Source organism: uncultured Apibacter sp. (genome assembly GCF_946479295.1).
Lineage (GTDB): Bacteria > Bacteroidota > Bacteroidia > Flavobacteriales > Weeksellaceae > Apibacter.
On sequence record NZ_CAMLFD010000003.1, the window covers coordinates 80720 to 104802 of the forward strand.

Genomic DNA, 24083 nt, shown 5'->3' on the forward strand with positions numbered 1-24083 from the left:
ATTTTCTACAAGTCGCCAAATCGAAGCGCAAATATATAAAAAAAAATTAATTTTATTAATCTTCCCCCTTCTTTTTAACTGATTTTCTATTGGTTATAGGTTTTATATAAAAAATGTGACAATAACTTTGATACAGAATTTAATTTTTAAACGCGAATGCGAAATATATTCTCCAAATATTAAAAAAACTATAACACACTTAAAACTAATTGTAATACATTACCTAACATCAAAATAAAACCCGAAAAAGTTATTTGAATTTTAGATTTCTTTAAATATGATAAACGTTTCTGGGATAAGCCTGGATTATTTAAATAAAAATCATCCATAAAGAGAAATCATGGATAATGTTATTACTTTTTTAAACAAAACGGTGAACCTTGGTAGTTTTTTTTACACTTTTTGAATTTGAAACCTTATTTTAAGTAAAGAAATTTTGCTTATATCGAAAATGAATCACATAGTGAAATTGAAAGAAAATTTAATGATAAGCCTATTTATTGTACCCGAAAACTTTAATTATTTTATTGCCTGCAGTATTTAAAAAGTAAATGGACTTCGTATTAATTTCTGCAGTAATTAAATGATTAAAAAAATCATCAATAAAATATAAAACAAATAATCTTGTTATTTTATTTAGTTCTTTATCAAATTTAAATGATATATAAATAATTAAATGTAAAAATATATAGGTGGATGCAATCCTGTCATATAATGGAAAAAAATCTTTATAATACTACAAATAATTTTATAATTAGGTAAAAAATTTGTAGTAATTTTGAGGTATGGATTGGTTTGCAGAATGGTTTAATACTCCCTATTATCATATTTTATATAAAAATCGAGATAATAATGAAGCTCAGGAATTTATTACCAACTTACTAAAATATCTCTCCCTATCCGGGAAAAGTAAAATCTTAGACTTAGCTTGTGGTAAAGGCAGGCATAGTATCTTTTTAAATCAGTTGGGATATGATGTCGCAGGTGTTGATTTAGCTCCTGAAAGTATTGAATACGCTAAAAAACACGAAAATGAACATCTTAAGTTTTTTGTGGGCGATATGAGAAAACCAAACTTTCCACACTCTTTTAACGCAATTTTTAATTTATTTACAAGTTTCGGTTATTTTAGCAATGATGAAGATAACCTTAAAGTGTATCAAGCAATCTATGAACAATTATTAGATAAGGGAATTTTTGTAATGGATTTTATGAATGTTTCATTAGCTATTGATAATTTGGTAGAAAATGAGGATAAAGAGGTTGATGGCATATTGTTCCATTTACATAGGAAAATTGAGGATGGTTTTATAATAAAAGACATCAACTTTCAAGATAAAGACAAAAATTTTTATTTTCAAGAAAGAGTTAGGACTTTTCATTTAAATTACTTCGAAAATATTGGTAAAAAGGTAGGATTTTCATTAAAAAATATCTTTGGTGATTATGATTTACATGAATTTAATGTAAAAACTTCTCCTCGCTTAATTTTAATTTTTGAAAAGTAAATGGACTATATCGTATTAATTTCTGCAGTAATTATCGGAGCAGGAATAGCATATTTTTTCCAAAATAATTCAAAATTCAGCAAACGACTATTAATGTTTAGTGCCGGACTTCTTCTGGCAATAACTGTTTTGGATATGTTTCCCCTCCTATTTCAATCAGGAGAAACTAATGCGGGAATATGGATTATTATAGGCGTCGGTACTCAATTACTACTCGAAGGCTTATCAAAAGGTATAGAGCATGGGCATTTACACAGTTCTAATGATCATACTCATAACGTTATTCCCTTAAGTGTTATGCTAGGATTATTTATCCACTCATTTTTAGAAGGTACTCCACTTGAAGTTCATCACCATCATATGCATACACATGAAGTACATGAGCCTCATCTTCATTCTTCTAACATTTTGTGGGCTTTAAGCATTCATAAAGTTTCAGAGACCATTGTTTTATCAACCTTTTTATTTTCATTAAATATTAAGAAAATTTTTGCTGTTTCAATCCTTATCTTATTTGCTGTTTCAGCTCCTATCGGTGCATTTTTCGGTTCATTTTTAGCCCCTAATGTATATCCCAAAATATTAGGTATAGTTGCAGGTATTTTTTTACATATTTCTTCTGTAATCATTTTCGAGAGTAATGAGAAACACTCTTTAGATTGGCAAAAGCTTCTTTTAGTTTTTAGTGGAATGTTCTTAGGTTTTCTTATCAGCTAACTAAGACACCTTTATTTTTACTATAAAAAATTCCCCTAATTTAAGATTAGGGGAATAAGATGTTAATAATAATTTAAATTAACTTACTGGAATATCTTTATTTACATTTTTGCTTCCTACTAATGCATAATAAAGAATGAAAGCAAATTCTATTATAATCAACCAATAACTTGAAAGAAATCCGAACGAATCAGCAAAATAATTTTGAATTAGTGGTAAAATTCCTCCTCCGCATACCATCATCATAAAAATGCCGGATGCTGCTGAAGTATATTTACCAAGACCTTCAACGGCTAGATTAAAAATTCCTCCCCACATCACTGAAGTACATAGACCGCATAATATAAAAAATACTATGGTAATCGGCAACTCTGCAAAGCCTATAGATATATCTGACTTAAAAACCGGCATACTTACCGTAGAAGAGATAGGGCTAATAATAGCCAATAATATAAATATCAATCCTAAAAGAGAGGTAAATGCTAACATGGTTTTACTTGAAATTCGAGCTCCTAAAGAAGCTCCTATCAATCGTCCGATTAACATTAAAAACCAATACGTACCTACAACAGTTCCTGCTACAGTAGTATCAATCCCTAATCCACCTTTGTCAGAGGAAGATGTCATATACAAATTAGCTGTATTAGGAATACCTACCTCAATACCTACATATATAAATATGGCTGCTACCCCCAGACAAAAATGCCTAAAAGAAAATGCGCTATATTTTCCTTCTATTTTTTCTTTTTTATCTAAAAACGGTTCCGGTATTTTAACTAGTAATAATACCATAAATGCTAAAATAAAAATACCCATAGCTAGAAATAAAGCCGGATTTGCTTCTTTAATGGTTGCGCTTGCGGCGTTACCAATGAGATATCCAACTAATACAGGTACAATGGTAGCTCCCAAAGAGTTGATAGAGCCTCCTAGCTGTAATAAAATATTTCCCTTTTTACCTCCTCCACCTAAGGTATTCAACATAGGATTGACAACTGTATTTAACATACACATAGAAAATCCGGATACAAAAGCTCCTATTAAATAGGCTGCAAAGCTTTCCATTCCTCCGGAAAGATATTGGATTCCAACCCCTACAAATCCCACAATAATTGCAAGTAAAGCTGTCTTTTTATATCCTATTTTTTGCAAAAGCATACCTGCAGGTATCCCCATAAATGCATAGGCTATAAAATTTGCTGCATTACCTAATTGAGACATAAAGTTTGAAGCACCAAATTGATTTTTAACTATGATTCCCATCGGGTTTTGTAAGCCCGTCACAAAAGAAATCATAAAATATAGAGCAAACATCATTGCGATAGGCAATGCATAATTTTTTTCTTTATTCGTCATATAATTTGATATTATTTTAAATTATTTATTATTAAAAAGAATATTTGAGACTAAATTCAACCGTAAAAGGTCTTATATAAGTTCCTGATAAAATAGTTCCTTCCTTCTTTTTTGCTTCTTCAGAAGTTAAAATTAAATCTGCATCACCCATATCCCCTTTAGCTCCTCTTTGATTAAACAAGTTTATTACTGTTGAAGAAAAACTTAAATTTTTATTTATCTTATATTCCAAGCCAGCAAAAGTTTCCCAACGACTAGCAAAATATACTGTGTTCGGCCTATTTGCATACTGTTTACTGAAATACCTTGCACTTGCCCATATTCTTAAATCTTTCCAAACATAACTAGGATCGATTTCTAATAATACTTTTGAAATGCCGGTTACATATTTGTCAGTAAAGTCATATTTAGAAATGGAACCATCAGCAAAATCAACTTCTCCAACAAAATTTTTATATTTCGGACTTTGTAACGTAATTAAAAAATGTAATTGAAAATTTTTAATAGGTGAAGAAACTATATCGGTTGTCCAACCAATAGTTTCTATGTCATAATTAGTTGTTTTTCTTCTAACTTCTCCCGGATTATTAGGATTGGAAAAGTTAACGGTTGAACGATATTCATCTCTAGTTATATAAGTTGCTTTTGAAACGATACTAGCTAGAGGATGATTAAAATATACTCCTAAACCGGCAGCAGGTATTTTAGACTTTTTTATATTGGGATTAACACCTATATTATAATATTCTAAATGTCCTGCTTGCTCATTATAATTTACTTCTCCTAAGAATCCAAATCTTTTGGTCATTTTATATACTGTACTAAGCATATATGATTGATTTACCCAATCTTTGTTTATATTTTCCTTATAATTTTCATCTATGATCTGTAATCCCGGTTTTTTTTCTCTATCCAGATAATCTCCTCGTAAAGCCTGATATTCTATACGTCCCCCTAAGTTTAATTCTAATTTATCTATTATATTCCATTTATCTAAAATGTATAAAGCAAATTTATTCTCATTTCCATTGTGATACTCCAACCCACCATTTAAGTTAAATTCTCCATTAGTACTGGCATTAGAACTTCCTCCCAGCTGCTTTAATTTTCTTGGGTTGGGAGCCACTTCCTGAAAATACATGGCTGTTTCTGTTGTATATTTATCAACTTTATAATGCCATTCATTAATACCTACCTTTAAATCATGGTTACCGATTTTTTTCCCCAACTCAACCGTTCCTGTTATAGATTTAACCGGAGTTCTTTTAGTGGCTAATACTAATACTCCTTGCGCATTGTTGCCTAAATAGGCCTCCCCTGTATCTGCATATACATATTCACCGGGTAAAGCAGTAGAAACTCCAGCCATTATCGGTATATAAATTCCAACTTTTGATGAATGGTAACGTACCATATAATTAAGATGAAATCCATTATTAAATTTATTATTCCCTAATAAATCAACAGTATGAGATTCCGTACCATAATCATCTAATATGTCTTTTTCAACTAGATTCCCAGTAAAGGCATCCATTAGAGTTATTTTCCCCGATCTTTCATGATAAGATTTTCTTCCTATTTTAAAACCCGAAATTTCACTAACATCTCCATCTTTTCCATAAATAAACGGGCTATAATTGTAGGTTAGATTTTTCACATTAACATATTTATATAATACAGATACTGAACCTTCTCCTCCTGTATATTTATAGTCTTGGGTTAATGCTATTTTATATAATTGTGTTTTATCTGCATAATATCTATCAATTTCCGAAGGTTTGAAGGTACCTGGATCGAAACTTAAATAAGCGCCTGCTGAATATTTCAGACCTTTATTGTTTATAGGACCACTTACATTGGTACTTCCTCTCATTAAGCCAAAATGATTGGATTCTAAATTTACCTTTCCTTGAAGCTTATCGGTGCCTAAATTATCATAGGTATTTAATGAAAAACCTACGTCGCCGATGTTAATAAAAGTTTGCCCCAAATCAAATAATCCCGAACGATTAATCATTACGTCTGATCTCCAAGCTTTTGTTGGAAGTTCTGGCCAATAATGATATACTACAGGAAGTCCGTTTTCTAAAATGGTTGTTCCGCCAACTGAGGCCGGTAAACCTATATTAACATCTCTCGGTCCGGTACTATTTGCAGCATTTAACATTACATTTCGATCTTTTTTTTGATCTAAATCGACTTTAATAGTGTCTTTTTTTGTTTGATTCTGACTATATATTTCATTTGTACTTATCAATAAAAATAGTACTGAGAATGAATATATAATTTTTTTATTTCTCATCTTTTTATAATTTTTTTTCTGTGGTTTAGTTTTCTGTATTTTTTGATGTTTACAGAATTTTACGTTCAATGAAATTGATGAATTATAACAGTATCAAACACTAAAAATTATATAAAGTCGATTTAATAAAAGGTTTTAACGAAAAACCAGTATTATAGTTAAATAAAGCAAAGCATTGAATACTATTATACATTCATGTAAAGCATATCCTTCAATTTTAAAAATGCAGTAAATTTTATTTAATAGTAAACGTTACGGCTATTATCATTTATTTGATAATTTTTTTCCTTTTTCTACATATCCCATATCACCAAAGGATTCAACCGTAAACTTTCCATCCTTATAAACTACTTTTGATACAGCCGCATTACCCATGTGAGTTCCGGCTATTTTTTTGCCGCTACTATCTAAATCAGAAAGGAAAACGCTGATAGCCATTCCGTGGGCTACTAATAATATGTTTCCTCCTCCGGATGTGGCCTCTTTTTCAGCTATTTCACGAATAGCTTTTTGACCTCTTGCTTTAACATCATCATAATTTTCTCCAATACCTAATGTTTCTAACGTTTTAAAAGTTTCCATTGCTTTTTTTAGAACATCCGGATTTTTAGCCATATCGGCAAATAATTCTTTGGATGATTTATAATGTAAGTATAGAGCTGCATCACCCCACATTTTTGAATTAAGGTCTCCTTCATAGCTACCGAAATTGGTTTCTCTTAGCTGAGGTACTTCGATTATTTGTAAGTTTGATTGTCCTTTGTTGTCTAAAACGATGCGAGCCGTTTGCCTAGCTCGTCCTAAATCACTGGAATAGGCTGCTTTAAAATTTACATCTTTAATACCTTTCCCTAAGAATTCAGCCACTTCAACTCCTTCTGGCGTTAGTGGAGTATCAGCCCACCCTTGTACTCTGTCCATAGTATTAAGTATTGTTTTTCCATGCCTGGTAAAATAAATCGTTACTGTGTTATCTTTTTTCGTTGTATTTTTCTTTTGCCCATAAATTTGTGGGTTGATAAATAGCGTCAATAATATGAAAGCTATTAATTTTAATTGTACATAATTTTTCATTTATTTACATTTTATTTTTTTTATTTATTAAAATACAAAACAACCGGATAATGATCTGAATAGATATCTGTAAAACTATCTTTAATGATTTCACATTTTGTTATATCCTTTTTCATATTTCCACTTACGTATAGATAATCGTATCGAACCGGAGATTTTGATTGATCATAAAACAATTTAGTTGGTGCAGTTGCATCAAATTCAGGATGAAAATAACGGAGTGCATCTATAAAGCCGAAATCGAGAATCTTTTGTTGTATTGTATAATCAAGTTCATCATCTTTACCTAAATTTTGATTATGAGGTCTCTTTTTTCTGTCTTCTCGTATGAAGTTACGAAGTTTGTTATCTTTATATGCACTTTTATCGAGAGGAGAAACTGAATTCAGGTCTCCCATAAACATCCATTTTTGATTAGTCGGTTTTGATTTTATAGTTGCTAAAATTTGATCTATTTCATAACTTCTTTTTTGTGATGAGAACGGATGAAAATGCGTTACAATGAAATGAAGTCCTTCAATTTCTGCCTCAATAAATCCGTGAATATTATTATCTAATACTCGATTTACATTTATGATCGGATATTTAGAAGTAATAGCTACCGGAAAAGTTACAGATCCGTCAGTAGATGGTTCTCTAACAATAACAACATAAGGATGACCATAACTTTCTGCTAATTTTCTAAGATTGTTGGGATTCGCTCCTTTCGGTGCAAACTCATATATTCCGGCTGTAAATCCGTTCATTTCTTGTAATGCAAGAATATCCGGATCTTGTTTTCGAATCCACTCGGCAAATTTGGATTTATCTGTAGTGGAATCCTGCTTCATTCCCCAATATACATTATAACTAATCAACTTCATAGGCTTCTTCGTAATCTTATCTTGCGCCCATATAGTTCCACATTGAACTAACAGAATTAAAAAGTATATCGCTGTAGTACATTTATGATAAATCCAACTGCGTTTCATTTTTTTTATTTAAAATTTAAATTTAGTTTTGAACTCTATGGTAAATGGACGAATATAAGTTCCTGCTACCGCTCTATCGTAATAAGGGGTAGGATCCATAGCCGTATTGGTTCCAGATATTGAGCCTTGTGCTCCACTTTGGTTCAATAGATTAACGGCACTTACTCCAAAGCTTAAATTACTGTTATATTTATAGTCTATTCCAGCAAAAGTTTCCCATCTTCCTGCAAAATATAAGGAATTGGTATAGTTTGCATATTCTTTACTAAAATAACGTGCACTTCCCCAAAACTTGAATTTTTTCCAATTATAGCTTGGATCTAATTCTATAATAGTTTTCGAAACACTTCTAGCTATGTTCCCATCATAGTCATATTTAATATCATAAGCTTCAAATTTGTAATTTTTATATTCAGGATTTTGAAGGGTTAACAACATATGAAATTGAAAATTTTTAAATGGTGTAAAGAGAGCATCGGTAGTCCATCCAATGGTTTTTACATCATAACTGATAGTTTTTTTCATATAATCCGTAGGATCTTTAGGATTTGTGAAAGTTGAATTATTAGTAAAATTACTCCTTTGTATATAGGTAACTTTTGATACAATTCTTACTAAGGAATGGTTATAATATACTCCAAAGGAAGCTCCAGGTATTTTAGACTTTTTTATTCCCGGATCGTCAGCTCCAGCATAACTACTTAGTTTTCCTCCTAATTCCGCATAAGTTCCTTCTCCTTGAAGTCCAAAAGAGGGCATAATTTTCCATAAAGCCTTAGCAGTAAACGTTTTATTTATCCAATCCTTTTTAACTTTAGTTTTATCTCCTGATACCCAATTAGTTCCTGCCAATTTTCTATCTTCTCCTTTGTACCATTTCCCGTTTATATTTTGCCATTCTAATCGCACACCTCCTTCTAATTGAAATTTATCTGAGGGTGTCCATTTTTCTGTTCCATAAATAGCCATTTTGTTTTCGCCTCCTGTATAATATTGCATAGCTCCATTATGATTATAGCCTCCAAATTCGTCAGATCCTTTTCGCGGTTGCCAAGTACCTGTTGTGGGATCGAAATTTTCCTGAATTAGAAGTGAAGGATTAGGCACTACTTCATGATAAAAGGAGTACGAAGCAGTATTATAATTATTTATGTGATAATACCATTCATTAAATCCGATATTCCAATTATGTTTTGTAGTATTTTTACTTAATTCTATCCGGCTCATATAAGTATTAAATGGAGTTCTTGGAGTAAAAAGCATTAAAACCGACTGCACTTTTCCATTATATATGTTATCAGAACCTACATAACGAAAACGTGTTTTGCCCTCAACTGGATTACTTATAGAGGAATAGTAAGGGTTAAAATATCCGGATTCAGAATATTGATATCGTAAAATATAATCAAGCTTCATCCCATTATTAAATTTATTTTTACCAAAAATGTCAAAAACATGATTCTCTCCTCCACTTCCTTTCATAATATCTCTTGTGGTAAACTCTCCATTTAAAGGGTTTATATAATGTACTAATCCTGATTTTTCCAAATATGATTTTCTTCCTAATTTAAAGCCTTCTACAGCGTCTACTTTTCCATTTGAACGATAATAATAAGGGTTTTGTTTAGTCGAAATAGCTTGTACGCTAACAAATTTATACTGTACCCCTATCTCACCTTTACCTTCGTTATATTTTTTATTGACTACCGCTTTATATATTTGGGTCTTATCTAAAAATTGAGAGAAAGCTGAATTAAATGTACCGGGATCCATATTTGCATAAGCACTTACAGAATAATAGAAACCATTTTTCATAGGACCGCTTACATTAAAACTTCCCCTTAGTAATCCATATGAATTAGTAATAAATTCACCTTTACCTTGAAGTTTATCCGTACCTTTATTAGTATAAGTGTTTACTGATACCCCAATATCTCCTACACTTAAGGCTGTTTTTGCTAGATCTTGAACTTCCATTCGCTCAAAACTTGAATCAGATCTCCATGCTCTTACAGGCATTTGTACTATATAATCCATTACAACCGGTAAACCATTTTCTAAAATAGTGGTTCCTCCGACACTTGCTGGTAGTCCTATATTTACATTTCTAGGTCCATTATCAGCGGATGCGTTTAACATCACAGTGCTATTTTGGTCTTTCTTTATATCCGTTTTAGCCTTTAGACTATCAGACTTATTCTCCTGTGCCTGAATTAAATTCATAGTAGAAATTATTATAAAAGCACTAAGAGACTTCACTGCTCTTCTCATACTACTTATCTTTATATGTTTTTAGTTTGATTTAATTTTATAATTTTTTATCCGTATAACTATATTGTAATAATATAGTAACAACTCATTTTATATTTATATTCCCCTATTTTTTTATACCATATTTTGACGTTCTTGCATCTTTTATTACTCCTTTCCAATTCAGTCCGTATCCAAAATTATAAACGTTCCCTTCGCTATCTTGATGACATTCCATATCAAATGGAACATCTTCTTTTTGCTTTTCTACAGTAGACATATTTGCCGGCATTTGTAGTGGTAATAATCCGGAAGGTTCATATTTTCCGGAAATAATGTCTAAAATTGCTTGCTCACCTATACCAAATCTCGCTATTATTCCTTCTACTCTGTTTTCAAATTCATGAAACACCATAGGCCTGCTTAAATTTACTACAACGATAACCGGCTTACTGCCCATTTGACTTTTAGTGGTTAAAATGGTAGATAAATCCATTGTATTTGAAACGGTAACGGTCTTACCTTTATAACTTCTATCCGTAATGGTCGGATCAATTACAGGATCTCCTGCTGCTATACTATGATCACGAGCATCTGTTGCCGTATAACTGCTATATTGTAAGGATATAGGAACATATCCATTACTTCCCTTTTCTCTATCGTTACTATCATACCCTCCTCCATCATTATTCATCTGTGGACTTGATACGAAAACTATAGAAAAATCAGCTTTTTTAGGATCTTCCGTTACATTAAAATATTTTTTTACTAATTCAATATTAACTGAATAATCTAAACTGGGCTCTGACCAGTTTCCCCACCAATCTTTGATTGAAGGCTGGTAATTTTTTGGAATAAATACTGTTTTTTTATCTTTAATCGGTAGTATTTGATTTTTATTTTTCAATAAAACTACTGATTTGACTTGAGCATCATATCCGGCTTGCATAAATTGAGGATTTCCAACGGTTTTAACACTTTCTTCAACATTTAGGTAAGGGTTTTCAAACAATCCTAATCTAAATATATTTTTCAGTAGCCTTAATCCGGATTGTTCAAAGCGTTTTCGCATATATCCTTTTCCGTAATCTTTTACTCCCATTTTATAAGCATCTAAAATAGGTTGCATTACATTATTTCCTCCGAACTGATCCATTCCAGCCATTAAAGCTATATAATGTCTTTCAGCTATTGTTTTATCTTCTACACCCCAAGGTTTTCCTTTGAATTCATCGGGAGTTTTGCCTTCATTTGCTGTTATTAACCAATCGGTACATAATACCCCATCATAACCATATTTTTTTCTAAGTAGATCGGTAATAATGTATTTATTAAAACCATTCGCATAATTGCTTCCATCTTTGGATTGATTATACGAAATAGTATAGTAGGGCATAACGGCTGAAGCTTTAGACGTTTTTCCATCAAGTTTGAAAGCGCCATTGACAAAAGGACTCATATGAGTTTCAAAATTATTACCGGGATATACTGCATATTTCCCAAATGCCCAATGTGCATCTCTGCCTCCTTCTTCAGGGCCTCCGCCCGGCCAATGCTTAACCATAGTATTAACGCTTTTATACCCCCATCCATCTGAAATTTCATCATTTCCGGTTGATGTTTGGAAACCATCTATATAGGCTCTTGCCATATCTGTAGTCAATTCAGGGCTTTCTCCAAAAGTCATATAAATTCTATACCATCTTGGCTCAGTACCTAAATCTATTTGTGGAGATAGAGCTGTTGTTATTCCTAAAGCCCTATATTCCTGAGCGGCTATACTTCCGAAGTTTTTTACTATAGAGGGATCAAATGTAGCTGCTAGACCTAATCCATCGGGCCAAAGGGAAATAGCACCTCCTGCTCCGGCATTGAATTCTGATTTAATATTACCTGTAACTTGATCAGAATGTCTGGGATCAGAACTTGTATTTCCGGGAATGCCTAATCCTTGCCCCTCTAAAAATGCTTGCATTTGGTTATTCCATCTCGCTGCTATTTCCGGACTTTTAACTGAGGTAATCAATATATGCCTTAAGTTATCTTTTTCTAAAAATTTTCGTTGCTCATCTGATAATTCCCAAGGTTGAACTCCACTTGCTGAAAAGGATTTACCATTATAAGTACCAGAAGCAAATCCACTGTCATTTGAAGGTATCGCTTGATGATTACTATATAGCATTAATCCAGCTATTTGTTCTAAGGTCATTTTTTGAACTAAATCTTTTGCTCTTTCTTCAACAGATAATCTCCAATCTTCATACTTATCTAGTTTTCCGTTTTTATTAAGGTCTTTAAATTTTAATCCGTCTACAGTTAAAATTTTTATACCTGAAGTAGGTGAATAACCTAACTTTACCCCATTCTTATTATCCACCAAAATAAAATCTTTTTGTTGAGCTTTTGAAAGAAAAAGAGACAAGATTGTTAATGTTGTTAAAATCTTTCTTCTCATAGTTATGTTTTTTGTTATATTTTATTTAATTTTTAAGATAAAAGAGTATGTTTATCGTAATAATACAAATATAATTTAAATATCTTATTATAATATAAATTAAGAAAGTAACGCAAAATCAAATTCATTTCATGTACATTTAAATATATCATTATCATATAATTAAGAAATTTATAATTGATTAATATCATATTTTAAATCTCAATATTTTATCTGAATTTAAGCTATAATTAAGAATTTTAACTTTATATATTCTAGCAAATTAAATGTCGAAGAAAAAAAATGTTAATTTTTTTAACTTTTTATTAATTATTTTCTTTTAAAAAACATAGCTTAAACTGTAGATTATTCAATTGTATTTTACTTAAAATTATACCTTGATTTTTATTTTAATTTGAATGAAAATATATGATATAAATCAACTATTGAGAAATATTTGCAATTGCAATGATAACTTTTATTAATTTTATTTAATAAAAGCATTTGGAAATAAAATTTTGTTAGAAATAACGGTACATTTTTATATTCATCATAAATTTTCAATATATAACTTTAATGATAATATAAATTAATAAAGTATATTAAGCATTTAATTTAATTTCAAATATTTTTATTTTGTACTTTTGAAAACATAACTAAAATTAAATACAAAAAATATGATTCTTTTAGCAGATTCAGGTGCTACTAAAGCCGATTGGATTGCCATTGACAATAATGGAAATCGATTATTTTCAACACAAACAAAAGGTTTGAGCCCCGAAGCCATAGATAAAGACGAAATGATCAAACGATTAAATGAACGTTTTGACATTTACCAAAATAAAGATTCAGTAAAGAAAATATTTTTTTATGGAGCCGGTTGTGGATCCGATAAAATGAAAGAAATTGTAAGAAATGCTTTAACTGAATTTTTTCCCCATACTGAAGAAATTGTAGTAGAGGAAGATACATATGGTGCTGTTTATGCAACAACTTCTCCAGGAACGCAAGCGATCGTTTGTATATTAGGTACCGGATCTAATTGTAGTTATTTTGACGGAGAGCTTTTACATCAAAAAGTTTTGTCTTTAGGCTATTTTTTAATGGATGATTGTAGCGGAAATAAATTGGGTGCTGATTTGATTCGAGCCTATAATTTTAGAACCCTTCCCAGTGAGCTATCTGTTAAGCTATCGCAAGAATATAATATGGATATAGATTTTATTAAAATAAATTTATATAAAAAACCTAATCCGAACGCATATCTAGCTACTTTTGCCAAATTTATTATTCAAAATAAAGATCACGAATTTATTCAGCAAATCATCAATAGACAGATACAAACTTTTATTGATTATTATATTAAACAATATGATAATTGTACCGAAGTTCCTATCAACTTTAATGGCTCTATAGGATTTTATTTGAAAGATGAATTAGAAAAAAAATTATCTGAAAATGGATTAAGATTAGGTGTTGCTTTAAGAAGACCAATAGACGGTCTTATTGATTACATTTGTAAGCATAGACTTACCTAAAATTTAAAGATTATATATAATTAGCTAAAAAGGGAATGGAAAAAATATCTATTCCCTTTTTAGTTGTAATTTGATTGGAATTTTTGAAATTAGTTATATTTTTGTTAAGTATTAAACTACCAAATGGCTAAGACAGTAATTATTACAGGAACCTCATCGGGGATTGGATTAGAATTGGCAAATTATTTTCAGGAAAAAGACTATAATGTTTTTGGCTTAAGTCGATCTATATCTAAAAATGCAAAATTTAAAACAATTTCAACTGATATTACTAATGAAAAAGAAGTAGATAAGTCTATTTCAACTATACTTGCTAAAACCGGAAAAATTGATTTGTTAATTAATAATGCAGGAAAAGGTATGGTTGGTCCTGTCGAAAACGCTAATAAAGATGAAATTATAGATTTATTTAACTTAAATTTAATAGCTCCTATTTACTTAATGAATAGGGTTATACCTATCATGCGTAAAGAAAAAAGTGGGAAAATTATAAATATCTCTTCTATAGGAAGTGTAATAGGACTACCATTCCGAGGTTTTTATTCCGCTTCTAAATCTTCTCTGGATATGGTTACTGAATCTTTACGTTATGAATTAAATAATACAGGTATAGAGGTATGTACCGTAAATTTAGGAGATATTCGTACTTCAATAGCCGATCATAGAATTAAAAGTGTAATTTCTGAAAATTATATGAAAAGCTTTGAAAAAGTTTATGATCATATGAATAATGATGTTAATAATGGTTTTCCCCCTTCTTGCGTTGCTCCTTTTATTGAAAAATTATTTTTACAAAAATCGAGTTTAAAACCCCATTATTATTTTGGTACTTTCGTCCAAAAATTATCATTGATAGTTAAAGCTATGTTTCCACAAAAATGGTTTGAAAAAATCATAGCGAAATACTCAGGTATATAAAAAGCATACAAAAACCTCTTTAAAAAGAGGTTTTTGTATTAAAAATATGCTTTTATTTTGCTGAAGCACGTAACATCCATGCCATAGTTTCATGTTGTTCCATAATACCGGTTAAGAAATCGCTCGTTCCATCATCTTTGTTTTTATCTGCTGTAGGAATGAATTCAGAACGAATTAAGCGAATGATAGTTTCTTGATCTTGACACAATTCAATCAAAATCGTTTTCTCATCAGCCACTTCTTCACCATCATGTTCTAATAAGTCTACCACTGCACTAAACTGTTTATAAGATCCTAAAGCATAATGTCCTAATTTTCTCACTCTTTCAGCCACTTCATCAATAATTTCCGCAATTTCTTTATACTGACTTTCTAATAGCAAATGTATTGATCTAAAGTGAGGTCCTTCAACATTCCAATGAAATTTCCTGGTTTTAGTATAAAGAAAATATTCGTTTGCCAACAATCTGTTTAATCCATCAGAAATAGCTTGCCTATTATCTTCACTAATTCCAATGTTAGCTTCAATATATTTATGTTTTACTGCCATAGATTTTTTCGGTTTTTTTAAGTTAAATTTTTAGACTATTAGTTATTGTAACCTTTTTAATCTAAATAATAATTGTTGTATTGCTTCTTGATAATCATCAAATATTGATAAGGCGTAATCATCTACAAATAATTCTCTTCCGTCTTGAAGAAGCATATAAAAATTTTCGCAAGTTTTTATAATATCTTTTGGAGTAGGAGTTTCTTTAATAGTAATATCGATATCTCCAAACTGCGCATAGGTGGTTTCCACTAATCGGTCTATGACAGCCAAAACAGAATCGATTGCCTGGTCTAAAGCAATATGTGCTGCATAGCTTCCTTTACCGGTTACCTGCCAATGATATAATTTTAAACTGCTGTTGTATGAAAAAATTTCACCAAAAAATTTACCTAATTTTTTGTTTTTTGAAGATTCACTGTAAGTACTTTTCACTTCGTTTTGCTCTTTGATCATAATTTTAATTTTTAGCTTGTTATTAAATATTTGATTTATAATATGTTTATAAAATACAAATATCAGACCTAAAGCAATTAAGCATCTTTTTAAAAAATAATGATTACATTACAAAAATTGATTATACCAATACACTAAATGTGAATCCTTATTTTTTTAAACAAAAAAAATCTTCATAATAGAAGACTTTTTTTTAGCTCTTAGTTAGAAAAATGATTATCTCATTTTTTTATATGCATTGATTAGTCCATTAGTGGAAGAATCATGTGAAGTTATTTTTTCGTTTCCAGATAATTCAGGAAGGACTTTGTTTGCCAATTGTTTTCCTAATTCAACTCCCCACTGATCAAAACTGAATATATTCCATATGACTCCTTGGACAAATATCTTTTGTTCGTAAATAGCAATTAACTCTCCTAATAACTTAGGGGTTAAAATTTTATATAGAAAAGAGTTTGTGGGACGATTGCCTTCAAATATTTTGTAAGGTTTTAGCGCATTAATTTCTTCTTCGTTTTTACCTTGATCTTTTAATTCTTTAACTACCTCCTCTTCTGTTTTACCAAAAGCAAGCGCTTCAGTTTGAGCGAAAAAGTTGGAAAGAAGTTTTTCATGGTGATCTGAAACTTTATTTAAAGACTTAGCTCCAGCAAAAAAATCACAAGGAATAAGCTTAGTTCCTTGATGTATTAATTGATAAAAGGCATGTTGACCATTAGTTCCCGGCTCTCCAAAAATTATAGATCCTGTTTGATAATCCACTTTTTTTCCACTTCTATCGATATATTTCCCGTTCGATTCCATATCTCCTTGCTGGAAATAGGCTGCAAAACGATGTAAATATTGTTCATAGGGTAATAATGCTACATCTTCCGCTCCAAAAAAGTTATTGTACCAAATCCCTAATAAAGCTAAAATTACAGGTATATTTTGTTTTAATTCAGCATTTCTAAAATGTATATCTACTTCATTGGCTCCTTCTAATAATTCAGTAAACTTATCATAGCCTATTGCCAAGCAAATACTGAGTCCAATTGCCGACCATATTGAATATCTTCCTCCTACCCAATCCCAAAACTCAAACATATTATCTTTATCTATACCGAATTGGGTCACTGATTTTTGATTGGTAGATAAAGCAACAAAATGTTTAGCAACTTCAGATTCTGATTTTGCAGATTTTAAAAACCAATCTTTTGCCGTCTGGGCATTAGTCATGGTTTCTTGGGTAGTAAATGTCTTTGAAGCAACAATAAATAGAGTGGTTTCAGGATTTAATGGCTTTAAAGTTTCTACAATGTGGGTCCCATCAATATTAGATACAAAATGTAGGTTTAATCTTGTTTTATAATGTTTCAAACCTTCAACTACCATTAAAGGGCCTAAATCCGAACCACCAATTCCTATATTTACGACATCTGTAATTTCTTTTCCAGTATATCCTTTCCATTGACCGGAAATTACAGAATCCGAAAAGTTCTGCATTTGTGCCAACACTTTATTAATTTTTGGCATTACATCTTCACCATTCACCAATACCGGAGTATTTTTACGATTTCTCAACGCTGTATGTAATACGGCTCTGTTTTCGGTTTCATTAATTTTATCTCCCGTGAACTGCTTTTCAATGGCTTCCTTGACTTTTGTTTCTTCAGCCAGCTCAAGTAATAATTCAATCGTTCTTTCGTCTATTCTATTTTTTGAATAGTCAAATATGATGTCGTTAAATTGTATTGAAAATTTTTCAAATCTTTGAGCATCTTCTTTAAACCATTGACGAAGGTGTTTACTTTTTATTTGTTCATAATGATCCTTCAATAGTTGCCATGATCGGGTTTCTGTTGGATTAATCTTAGATAATGCCATATGAGATTTATTTATTTAGTAACAAATTTACTTATTTATCTCTTGCTATCAATAAAAAAACCTCTGAAATAAATCAGAGGTTTACTTATTCTTTTATTGATTTAATATTTAAAAGCTAAATTTTTTAGTTACACCTACTTGAATAGCTTTACCAAACGTTATATCAAAATTTTTCGTTTTACTGGATTCGTTATATTTAAATTCCGTATTTTCTTTTGTATCGTTCCATTCAATTCCACCAATAGAAACATTCAATCCAAAATTATTTTTAAAGTTAATAAACAGAGCGGGTACAAAATCTATATAATAACCGCTTCTTCTTACTCTCTCGTCATCATATACTATATTTGCTTGAGTATCTTTAGCATCTGAGCGATATTGTTGATATCCTGCACCTAAATCCGCATAAATACCAAAGGTTTCGCTAAACGGTTTATAATATCGAACAAATCCTCCTATCTTAGATTCATAACTTTTAATTTGATAATCTCCACTAGTATTTTTATCCCATGTTAAAGATGTCTTAGCTCCTACAAACCAATTATCGGCTACTTCATAAGCAATAACAGGTGTAAATGTAACTTCATTAGTCTTTATATCGTCGTAACTATTCTTTCTTTTATAGCTAAAGTCTGTACCCAATAGAATAGAATTTTTTTGAGCCTGAACAGAAAAGACGCTAAAAAGAGCAAGGGATGCTATTATAATTTTTTTCATGCCTTTTTTTTTATTAATTAGATAAACTTTCATTTAAAAATTTCATTCTATAATTTCATTAAATTATAGTGAAAAGTTTTTAGAAATACCAATATTAAATGCATTTCCAAAAGTTATATCAACCCCGTTAGATTTGTTTTTTGATACTTTTTCTTTCATGTGATTGTATTCAACCCCACCAATACTAAAGTTTAACCCAAAATTATTTTTGAAATTAATGAATAAAGAAGGTTCGAAACCGATGTAAAATCCATCTCCTTTAATTTTAATTATTTCACTGCCAGTATTTATTCTATTTTTAGTTTCTTGCCATCCTGCTCCTAAATCTCCGGATATTGAGAAAGTCTCACTCAATGGTAGAGAATAACGTAAGAAACCACCAATTCTGTTAGTTTTTTCATCACCTCCTTGAAAACCTAGTGGGTCTTTTCCAATATCAGCTTTTTTAAAAGATACTTTCGCACCGATTGTTAAATTATCAGTAAACTGATATCCTAAATAAGGAGCCCACTCATAAGAATCCAATTTTTCTTTTTGTCCAGCACTTCCTCCTATTTTGTTTTCGGTATGATTGTAACCTACATTACCTCCTAATAAAATACTGTTCTTTTGTGCGTTCATAGTTGTTAAACCAAAAACTACTGCTGCAAACAACACTAACTTTTTCATAATTTTCTTTTTTAAAATAATTTAATTCAAAATTTATTTAATTTATATCTCCTCATTTAGAAGAAGTTAAATTTCTCTAATTTCGTGTTAAAACTATATTAAATACCGTGCCAAAGTTAATATTTTGTTAAAAAATCTATTATTTTTAAGTTAATTTATATTACATTCATATACATTTTAGAATGAAATATTAATGATTTTTTTACTATAATTTTTTACGATATCTAAATTTTTGAATGCAAATATAAATAAATCCTAATTTATTTAGTTATTTAACTATTAAATTATTTTTTTTAACATAAATTTAATAAATTATAATCTACTTTAATTTTACTCTATAATTTAATATTTTTTTTTAAATTAAGAAACAATTTAATATTTTAACAAATATTTAAATTATTATATATAATTTTATATACGAAATTGAATTTTAACTATTTTATCAAATATAGCTTGAAGCAAATGTTCATTTTATTTAGAAAGTATTATTTTTATTATAAAATATGACTTTAAAGATATTATTGTTAATTGAGAAAAATGATCATTTAACAGTTTTAAATATTAGTAAAAATATTTATCACGTTCTTTATCTAATAATAGATATAGTTATTGAGCTAAACTTTCTTTTTATTACTGCTTCCAATTACTAATTTCGCACAAAGTGACATAAGTAATTTTTGGAAAAATAATACTTAGTATATTAATCAAATCATAAGAGCCATAAAGCTGATTCACTTTATAAACTAGGATTGTAGAAGAGGTTTAGGTAAATCTCAATACAATGATGGTATTTCTTAAAAGATTAATACACATGATACTTACAACTAATCGTACTCTGCATCATATGATAAGGAATGCTTTCCTTATCATATGATGCCTTAAAAAAAAAATTGATGAAACACATATAACGTTAACAAATCAATTCATACTCACAAAGTGTAGATTGTGAACAAATAACAGACACGAACATCACAATATTTGGGTATTTTTGAAATTGAACCTACTAAATATGGCTATATATAATTTAATAAAAATAATTAATTAATAACAAAATATTGACTTAAAAACAATAATTTAGTTTTCTATTTAAATTATTCATTTATAAATTATAATAAATAAACAAATTTTAACTAACATTGAAAAAAACAACTATGAAAAAAATCCTTTTTTTATTATTGCTGCCAATTATCAATTTCGCACAAAGTAACATAAGTAATTTTTGGAAAAATGATTCTTGGTATATTGATCAAATCATAACCCGTAAATCTGATTCAATTTATATATTTAGGATTGTAAAACAGAATTCAGATAGACGTAAATTTATTTATGGTACGTTTTTAGATTTTAATGCTGATGGTACTTTCAGAACATGGAACACTGCTCCTTGCGGTAACGGTTGCTTTTTTAATTCATATGGTACTTTTAAAAAAATTGATGAAACACATATACAATTACAGATCAATTTATTCTCACAAGAGGGAACTTGTATACCTGTAACAGACACAATACGACAAAATTTAGGAATTTTTGAAATTAAACCCAATGAATATGGTTATCAATTAATAAAAACAAAAAATTAATAGCAAAAAAATAGTTTTCTATTTAAACTATAGATTAATAAATTTTAATTATCTATAAAAACAACTATGAAAAAAATCCTTTTTTTATCATTGGTACCAATTATCAGTTTCGCACAAAGTGACATAAGTAATTTTTGGAAAAATGATAGTTGGCGTACTGATCAAATCATAACTCATAAATCTAATTCATTTCACATATATAGGATTGTAGAACAGGATTCAGATATACCTAAATTTAATTATGGTACGTTTTTAAATTTTAATACTGATGGTACTTTTAGCTCAGGAAACACTGCCCCATGTGGTAATGATTGCTTTCGTCGTTCATATGGTACCTTTAAAAAAATTGATGAAACACATATACGATTACATATCAATTTATTCTCACAAGATGGAACTTGTAAAAAAATAACAAAATTTTGACCCGAAAACAATAATTTAGTTGCAATCATGGGAATACCTGCAAATGTAGGATAAAAAAAATATTGGGTTAGAAGCTGCTATTCATGTCATGGGATAATCTTTCTTTACCATCCTATCACTAAGCTATGGCAAACCCAACACGATGAATATTTCTACACGGAGCTAAAGCTCCTTGTGTTTATATTGTCTTTACTGGACGCAGCTATTATCCGAATCAAATTAATAATGTTTTGGCATTTCCAGGCATATTTAGAGATGCTTTAGATGCTAAAGCAAAAAATATTACATTAGGCATGTAACTTGCAGCGGCCAAAGGATTAGCTAATAACATTATACCTGAAAAACTGTCGGTTAATTGTATATTGTCAAATACATTCGAACCGAATGTGATTAAGATGATTGCTTCAGTTTGCTAACTCCTACCATATATTCATATTGTATACTTTATCGCCAATTAAGAACGATTAAGGTATAATTATAATAAGCGTGAATAACGCGCATATTATATAACTAACGCGGACAAATATGATGAAAATTAACTAAAAACAATCAAAATTGAAAAGTTTATAGAAAGCAAAAGCCTCAGTAAATACATGATTTACTGCGGCTTTATTATTATTGATTATTGTTTATAATCGTCAATTATTTAACTTCTTCAAAGTCTACATCTTCAACATTATCTCCTCCTTGGTTAGAACTGGTGGAAGCTCCTTCTCCTCCACCCTGAGCACCTGTATTGGCACCTTCTGCTGTTTGACCAGATTTATATAAATCTTCAGAAGCAGAGGCCCATACAGAATTTATTTTTTCCATAGCAGTTTCTATTTCCGGAATATCTTTACTTTCGTGGGCTTTTTTCAAATCAGCCAATGCATCTTCTATCGGTTGCTTTTTCTCTGCAGGTAATTTATCTCCAAATTCTTTTAATTGTTTTTCAGTTTGGAAAATCATGGCGTCAGCAGAATTTAATTTTTCAACTTCTTCTTTTCTTTTCTTATCTGCTTCTGCATTAGCTTCAGCCTCTTTCTTCATTTTTTCGATTTCTGCTTCACTTAATCCTGAAGATGCTTGTATTTTTATGGATTGTTCTTTTCCTGTTCCTTTATCTTTAGCGGAAACACTCAAAATACCATTTGCATCAATATCAAAAGTTACTTCAATTTGAGGAACTCCTCTTGGTGCAGGTGGTATATCAACCAAATCGAATTTTCCAATTTCTTTGTTATCATTAAACATCGGTCTTTCTCCTTGTCCTACTCTAATAGTTACAGCAGGTTGATTGTCTGCGGCAGTGGAGAAAGTTTCTGACTTTTTAGTTGGAATGGTAGTATTGGCATCGATTAATTTGGTAAACACCCCTCCGTAAGTCTCTATACCTAATGAAAGAGGAGTAACATCTAATAGTAATACATCTTTTACATCTCCTGTTAAAACTCCACCTTGAATAGCGGCTCCAATAGCAACTACCTCATCAGGATTTACCCCTTTTGAAGGTTTTTTACCGAAGAATTTTTCCACTTCTTCTTGTATTACAGGTATACGTGTAGAACCTCCGACTAATAATACTTCATCTATATCAGAAGTTTTTAACCCGGCATCTTCTAATGCTTTTTTACATGGTTCCATAGACCTTTTAACTAAATCTGCGGCAAGTTGTTCAAATTTAGCTCTGGTTAAAGTTTTAACTAAATGTTTAGGTCCGGAAGCTGTAGCTGTAATATACGGTAAATTGATTTCTGTTTGTGTAGATGAAGATAATTCAACTTTTGCCTTTTCAGCAGCTTCTTTCAATCTTTGTAATGCAATAGGATCCGCTTTTAAATCAACACCTTCTGCTGATTTAAATTCTTCTGCTAACCAATTAATGATTACATCATCGAAATCATCCCCTCCTAGGTGAGTATCTCCATTAGTTGATAATACTTCAAATACCCCGTCTCCTAAATCAAGAATAGAGATATCAAAAGTCCCCCCACCTAAATCGTATACCGCTACTTTTTGATCTTTATGCGCTTTATCCAAACCATATGCTAATGCTGCAGCAGTCGGTTCGTTAATTATTCTTTCAACTTTTAATCCTGCTATTTCGCCGGCTTCTTTAGTTGCCTGTCTTTGTGCATCGTTAAAATAAGCTGGAACAGTAATAACTGCTCTATCAACTGTTTCTCCTAAAAAATCTTCAGCAGTTTTCTTCATTTTTTGAAGTATCATCGCTGATATTTCTTGCGGAGTATATAATCTACCATTTATGTCTACTCTTGGAGTATCGGAATCACCTTTTACAACTTTATAAGGAACTCTGGATATTTCGCTTGCATCTGATGAGAATCTTGTACCCATAAATCTTTTTATGGAATACACTGTATTATGTGGATTTGTTACCGCTTGTCTTTTAGCAGGATCTCCAACCTTGATTTCTCCATCTTCCATAAAAGCAACTACGGAAGGAGTTGTTCTTTTTCCTTCTGCATTTGTAATAACGGTTGGATCATTACCTTCCATTACTGCAACGCAAGAATTCGTTGTCCCTAAATCAATTCCTATAATTTTACTCATGTTTATATTTTTTCGTTATTTTAAATTTAATTATAGTTAATTTATACCTAAATTATTAATTGATAATTTAGTTTCAATGATTATGCCATGAAGTATTATCATATGATTTGTCATAATTAATTTATTATTACCTGACATATTGTCTATTTTGTTTTTTATGTGAGGTTATAGCTCAGGTTTACTTAAATTAAAAAGTCA

18 protein-coding genes are annotated in these 24083 nt (G+C 30.2%); 6 read left to right on the plus strand and 12 right to left on the minus strand.

Translation table 11 applies throughout. The features are described from left to right. The first annotated feature begins 785 nt into the window (after positions 1-785). Positions 786-1508: a class I SAM-dependent methyltransferase gene (locus tag Q0T35_RS04050; RefSeq protein WP_295841058.1), complete on the plus strand. Its 723-nt coding sequence runs from the start codon at positions 786-788 to the stop codon at positions 1506-1508. Beyond that, positions 1509-2225 carry a ZIP family metal transporter gene (locus tag Q0T35_RS04055; RefSeq protein WP_293918654.1) on the plus strand — a complete coding sequence of 239 codons (717 nt, stop codon included), beginning with the start codon at positions 1509-1511 and terminating at the stop codon, positions 2223-2225. It abuts the gene before it with no gap. Positions 2226-2303: 78 nt separating this feature from the next. Here Q0T35_RS04055 and Q0T35_RS04060 read toward each other — a convergent pair whose 3' ends face one another. From Q0T35_RS04060 to Q0T35_RS04085, 6 genes are all read right to left on the minus strand, one after another. After that, on the minus strand, positions 2304-3581 hold the full coding sequence (locus Q0T35_RS04060) for an MFS transporter (RefSeq protein ID WP_295841059.1): 1278 nt from the start codon (positions 3579-3581) through the stop codon (positions 2304-2306). 31 nt (positions 3582-3612) lie between these two features. Beyond that, entirely contained in the window at positions 3613-5883 is a 2271-nt protein-coding gene (locus Q0T35_RS04065; RefSeq protein ID WP_293918658.1) for a TonB-dependent receptor, read from the minus strand. A 264-nt stretch (positions 5884-6147) separates the two neighbouring features. Then, complete coding sequence (locus tag Q0T35_RS04070) at positions 6148-6957, minus strand: histidine phosphatase family protein (protein ID WP_293918659.1); 810 nt, start codon at positions 6955-6957, stop codon at positions 6148-6150. 20 nt (positions 6958-6977) lie between these two features. After that, a complete protein-coding gene (locus Q0T35_RS04075; RefSeq protein ID WP_293918661.1) occupies positions 6978-7928 on the minus strand; it encodes an endonuclease/exonuclease/phosphatase family protein in 951 nt (316 codons plus the stop codon). 9 nt (positions 7929-7937) lie between these two features. Further along, positions 7938-10199 (minus strand): hypothetical protein, encoded by a 2262-nt coding sequence (locus tag Q0T35_RS04080; protein ID WP_295841060.1) that lies wholly within the window; start codon positions 10197-10199, stop codon positions 7938-7940. Positions 10200-10305: 106 nt separating this feature from the next. Further along, positions 10306-12633: a glycoside hydrolase family 3 N-terminal domain-containing protein gene (locus Q0T35_RS04085; RefSeq protein ID WP_295841061.1), complete on the minus strand. Its 2328-nt coding sequence runs from the start codon at positions 12631-12633 to the stop codon at positions 10306-10308. Between the two features lie 656 nt (positions 12634-13289). Here Q0T35_RS04085 and Q0T35_RS04090 point away from each other — a divergent pair. Continuing rightward, entirely contained in the window at positions 13290-14150 is an 861-nt protein-coding gene (locus Q0T35_RS04090; RefSeq protein ID WP_293918827.1) for an N-acetylglucosamine kinase, read from the plus strand. Between the two features lie 123 nt (positions 14151-14273). Then, positions 14274-15068: an SDR family NAD(P)-dependent oxidoreductase gene (locus tag Q0T35_RS04095; RefSeq protein ID WP_295841062.1), complete on the plus strand. Its 795-nt coding sequence runs from the start codon at positions 14274-14276 to the stop codon at positions 15066-15068. Positions 15069-15120: 52 nt separating this feature from the next. Here Q0T35_RS04095 and Q0T35_RS04100 read toward each other — a convergent pair whose 3' ends face one another. The 5 genes from Q0T35_RS04100 to Q0T35_RS04120 form a co-directional block, all read right to left on the minus strand. Continuing rightward, a complete protein-coding gene (locus Q0T35_RS04100) occupies positions 15121-15618 on the minus strand; it encodes a DNA starvation/stationary phase protection protein (RefSeq protein ID WP_293918825.1) in 498 nt (165 codons plus the stop codon). A 42-nt stretch (positions 15619-15660) separates the two neighbouring features. Further along, a complete protein-coding gene (locus Q0T35_RS04105) occupies positions 15661-16074 on the minus strand; it encodes a hypothetical protein (protein WP_293918824.1) in 414 nt (137 codons plus the stop codon). 216 nt (positions 16075-16290) lie between these two features. Next, positions 16291-17940: a glucose-6-phosphate isomerase gene (gene pgi, locus Q0T35_RS04110; RefSeq protein ID WP_295841064.1), complete on the minus strand. Its 1650-nt coding sequence runs from the start codon at positions 17938-17940 to the stop codon at positions 16291-16293. Positions 17941-18048: 108 nt separating this feature from the next. Continuing rightward, entirely contained in the window at positions 18049-18657 is a 609-nt protein-coding gene (locus Q0T35_RS04115; protein ID WP_295841065.1) for a hypothetical protein, read from the minus strand. Between the two features lie 63 nt (positions 18658-18720). Next, positions 18721-19326: an outer membrane beta-barrel protein gene (locus Q0T35_RS04120; RefSeq protein ID WP_295841066.1), complete on the minus strand. Its 606-nt coding sequence runs from the start codon at positions 19324-19326 to the stop codon at positions 18721-18723. Between the two features lie 1151 nt (positions 19327-20477). On the opposite strand from Q0T35_RS04120, the gene Q0T35_RS04125 reads away from it, so the two are divergent. Beyond that, complete coding sequence (locus tag Q0T35_RS04125) at positions 20478-20906, plus strand: hypothetical protein (RefSeq protein WP_295810996.1); 429 nt, start codon at positions 20478-20480, stop codon at positions 20904-20906. Between the two features lie 66 nt (positions 20907-20972). Further along, complete coding sequence (locus Q0T35_RS04130; protein ID WP_295841067.1) at positions 20973-21329, plus strand: hypothetical protein; 357 nt, start codon at positions 20973-20975, stop codon at positions 21327-21329. Between the two features lie 642 nt (positions 21330-21971). On the opposite strand, the gene dnaK is transcribed toward Q0T35_RS04130, so the two are convergent. Further along, entirely contained in the window at positions 21972-23885 is a 1914-nt protein-coding gene (dnaK, locus tag Q0T35_RS04135) for a molecular chaperone DnaK (RefSeq protein WP_295841068.1), read from the minus strand. Positions 23886-24083: the final 198 nt, after the last annotated feature.

Coding starts and splice junctions, on each gene's coding strand:
- Q0T35_RS04125 (WP_295810996.1), top strand. CDS start 20,478: ATGAAAAAAATCCTTTTTTTATTATTGCTGCCAATTATCAATTTCGCA.
- pgi (WP_295841064.1), bottom strand. CDS start 17,940: ATGGCATTATCTAAGATTAATCCAACAGAAACCCGATCATGGCAACTA.
- Q0T35_RS04060 (WP_295841059.1), bottom strand. CDS start 3,581: ATGACGAATAAAGAAAAAAATTATGCATTGCCTATCGCAATGATGTTT.
- Q0T35_RS04080 (WP_295841060.1), bottom strand. CDS start 10,199: ATGAGAAGAGCAGTGAAGTCTCTTAGTGCTTTTATAATAATTTCTACT.
- Q0T35_RS04105 (WP_293918824.1), bottom strand. CDS start 16,074: ATGATCAAAGAGCAAAACGAAGTGAAAAGTACTTACAGTGAATCTTCA.
- Q0T35_RS04100 (WP_293918825.1), bottom strand. CDS start 15,618: ATGGCAGTAAAACATAAATATATTGAAGCTAACATTGGAATTAGTGAA.
- Q0T35_RS04070 (WP_293918659.1), bottom strand. CDS start 6,957: ATGAAAAATTATGTACAATTAAAATTAATAGCTTTCATATTATTGACG.
- Q0T35_RS04075 (WP_293918661.1), bottom strand. CDS start 7,928: ATGAAACGCAGTTGGATTTATCATAAATGTACTACAGCGATATACTTT.
- Q0T35_RS04085 (WP_295841061.1), bottom strand. CDS start 12,633: ATGAGAAGAAAGATTTTAACAACATTAACAATCTTGTCTCTTTTTCTT.
- Q0T35_RS04050 (WP_295841058.1), top strand. CDS start 786: ATGGATTGGTTTGCAGAATGGTTTAATACTCCCTATTATCATATTTTA.
- dnaK (WP_295841068.1), bottom strand. CDS start 23,885: ATGAGTAAAATTATAGGAATTGATTTAGGGACAACGAATTCTTGCGTT.
- Q0T35_RS04090 (WP_293918827.1), top strand. CDS start 13,290: ATGATTCTTTTAGCAGATTCAGGTGCTACTAAAGCCGATTGGATTGCC.
- Q0T35_RS04065 (WP_293918658.1), bottom strand. CDS start 5,883: ATGAGAAATAAAAAAATTATATATTCATTCTCAGTACTATTTTTATTG.
- Q0T35_RS04055 (WP_293918654.1), top strand. CDS start 1,509: ATGGACTATATCGTATTAATTTCTGCAGTAATTATCGGAGCAGGAATA.
- Q0T35_RS04095 (WP_295841062.1), top strand. CDS start 14,274: ATGGCTAAGACAGTAATTATTACAGGAACCTCATCGGGGATTGGATTA.
- Q0T35_RS04120 (WP_295841066.1), bottom strand. CDS start 19,326: ATGAAAAAGTTAGTGTTGTTTGCAGCAGTAGTTTTTGGTTTAACAACT.
- Q0T35_RS04130 (WP_295841067.1), top strand. CDS start 20,973: ATGAAAAAAATCCTTTTTTTATCATTGGTACCAATTATCAGTTTCGCA.
- Q0T35_RS04115 (WP_295841065.1), bottom strand. CDS start 18,657: ATGAAAAAAATTATAATAGCATCCCTTGCTCTTTTTAGCGTCTTTTCT.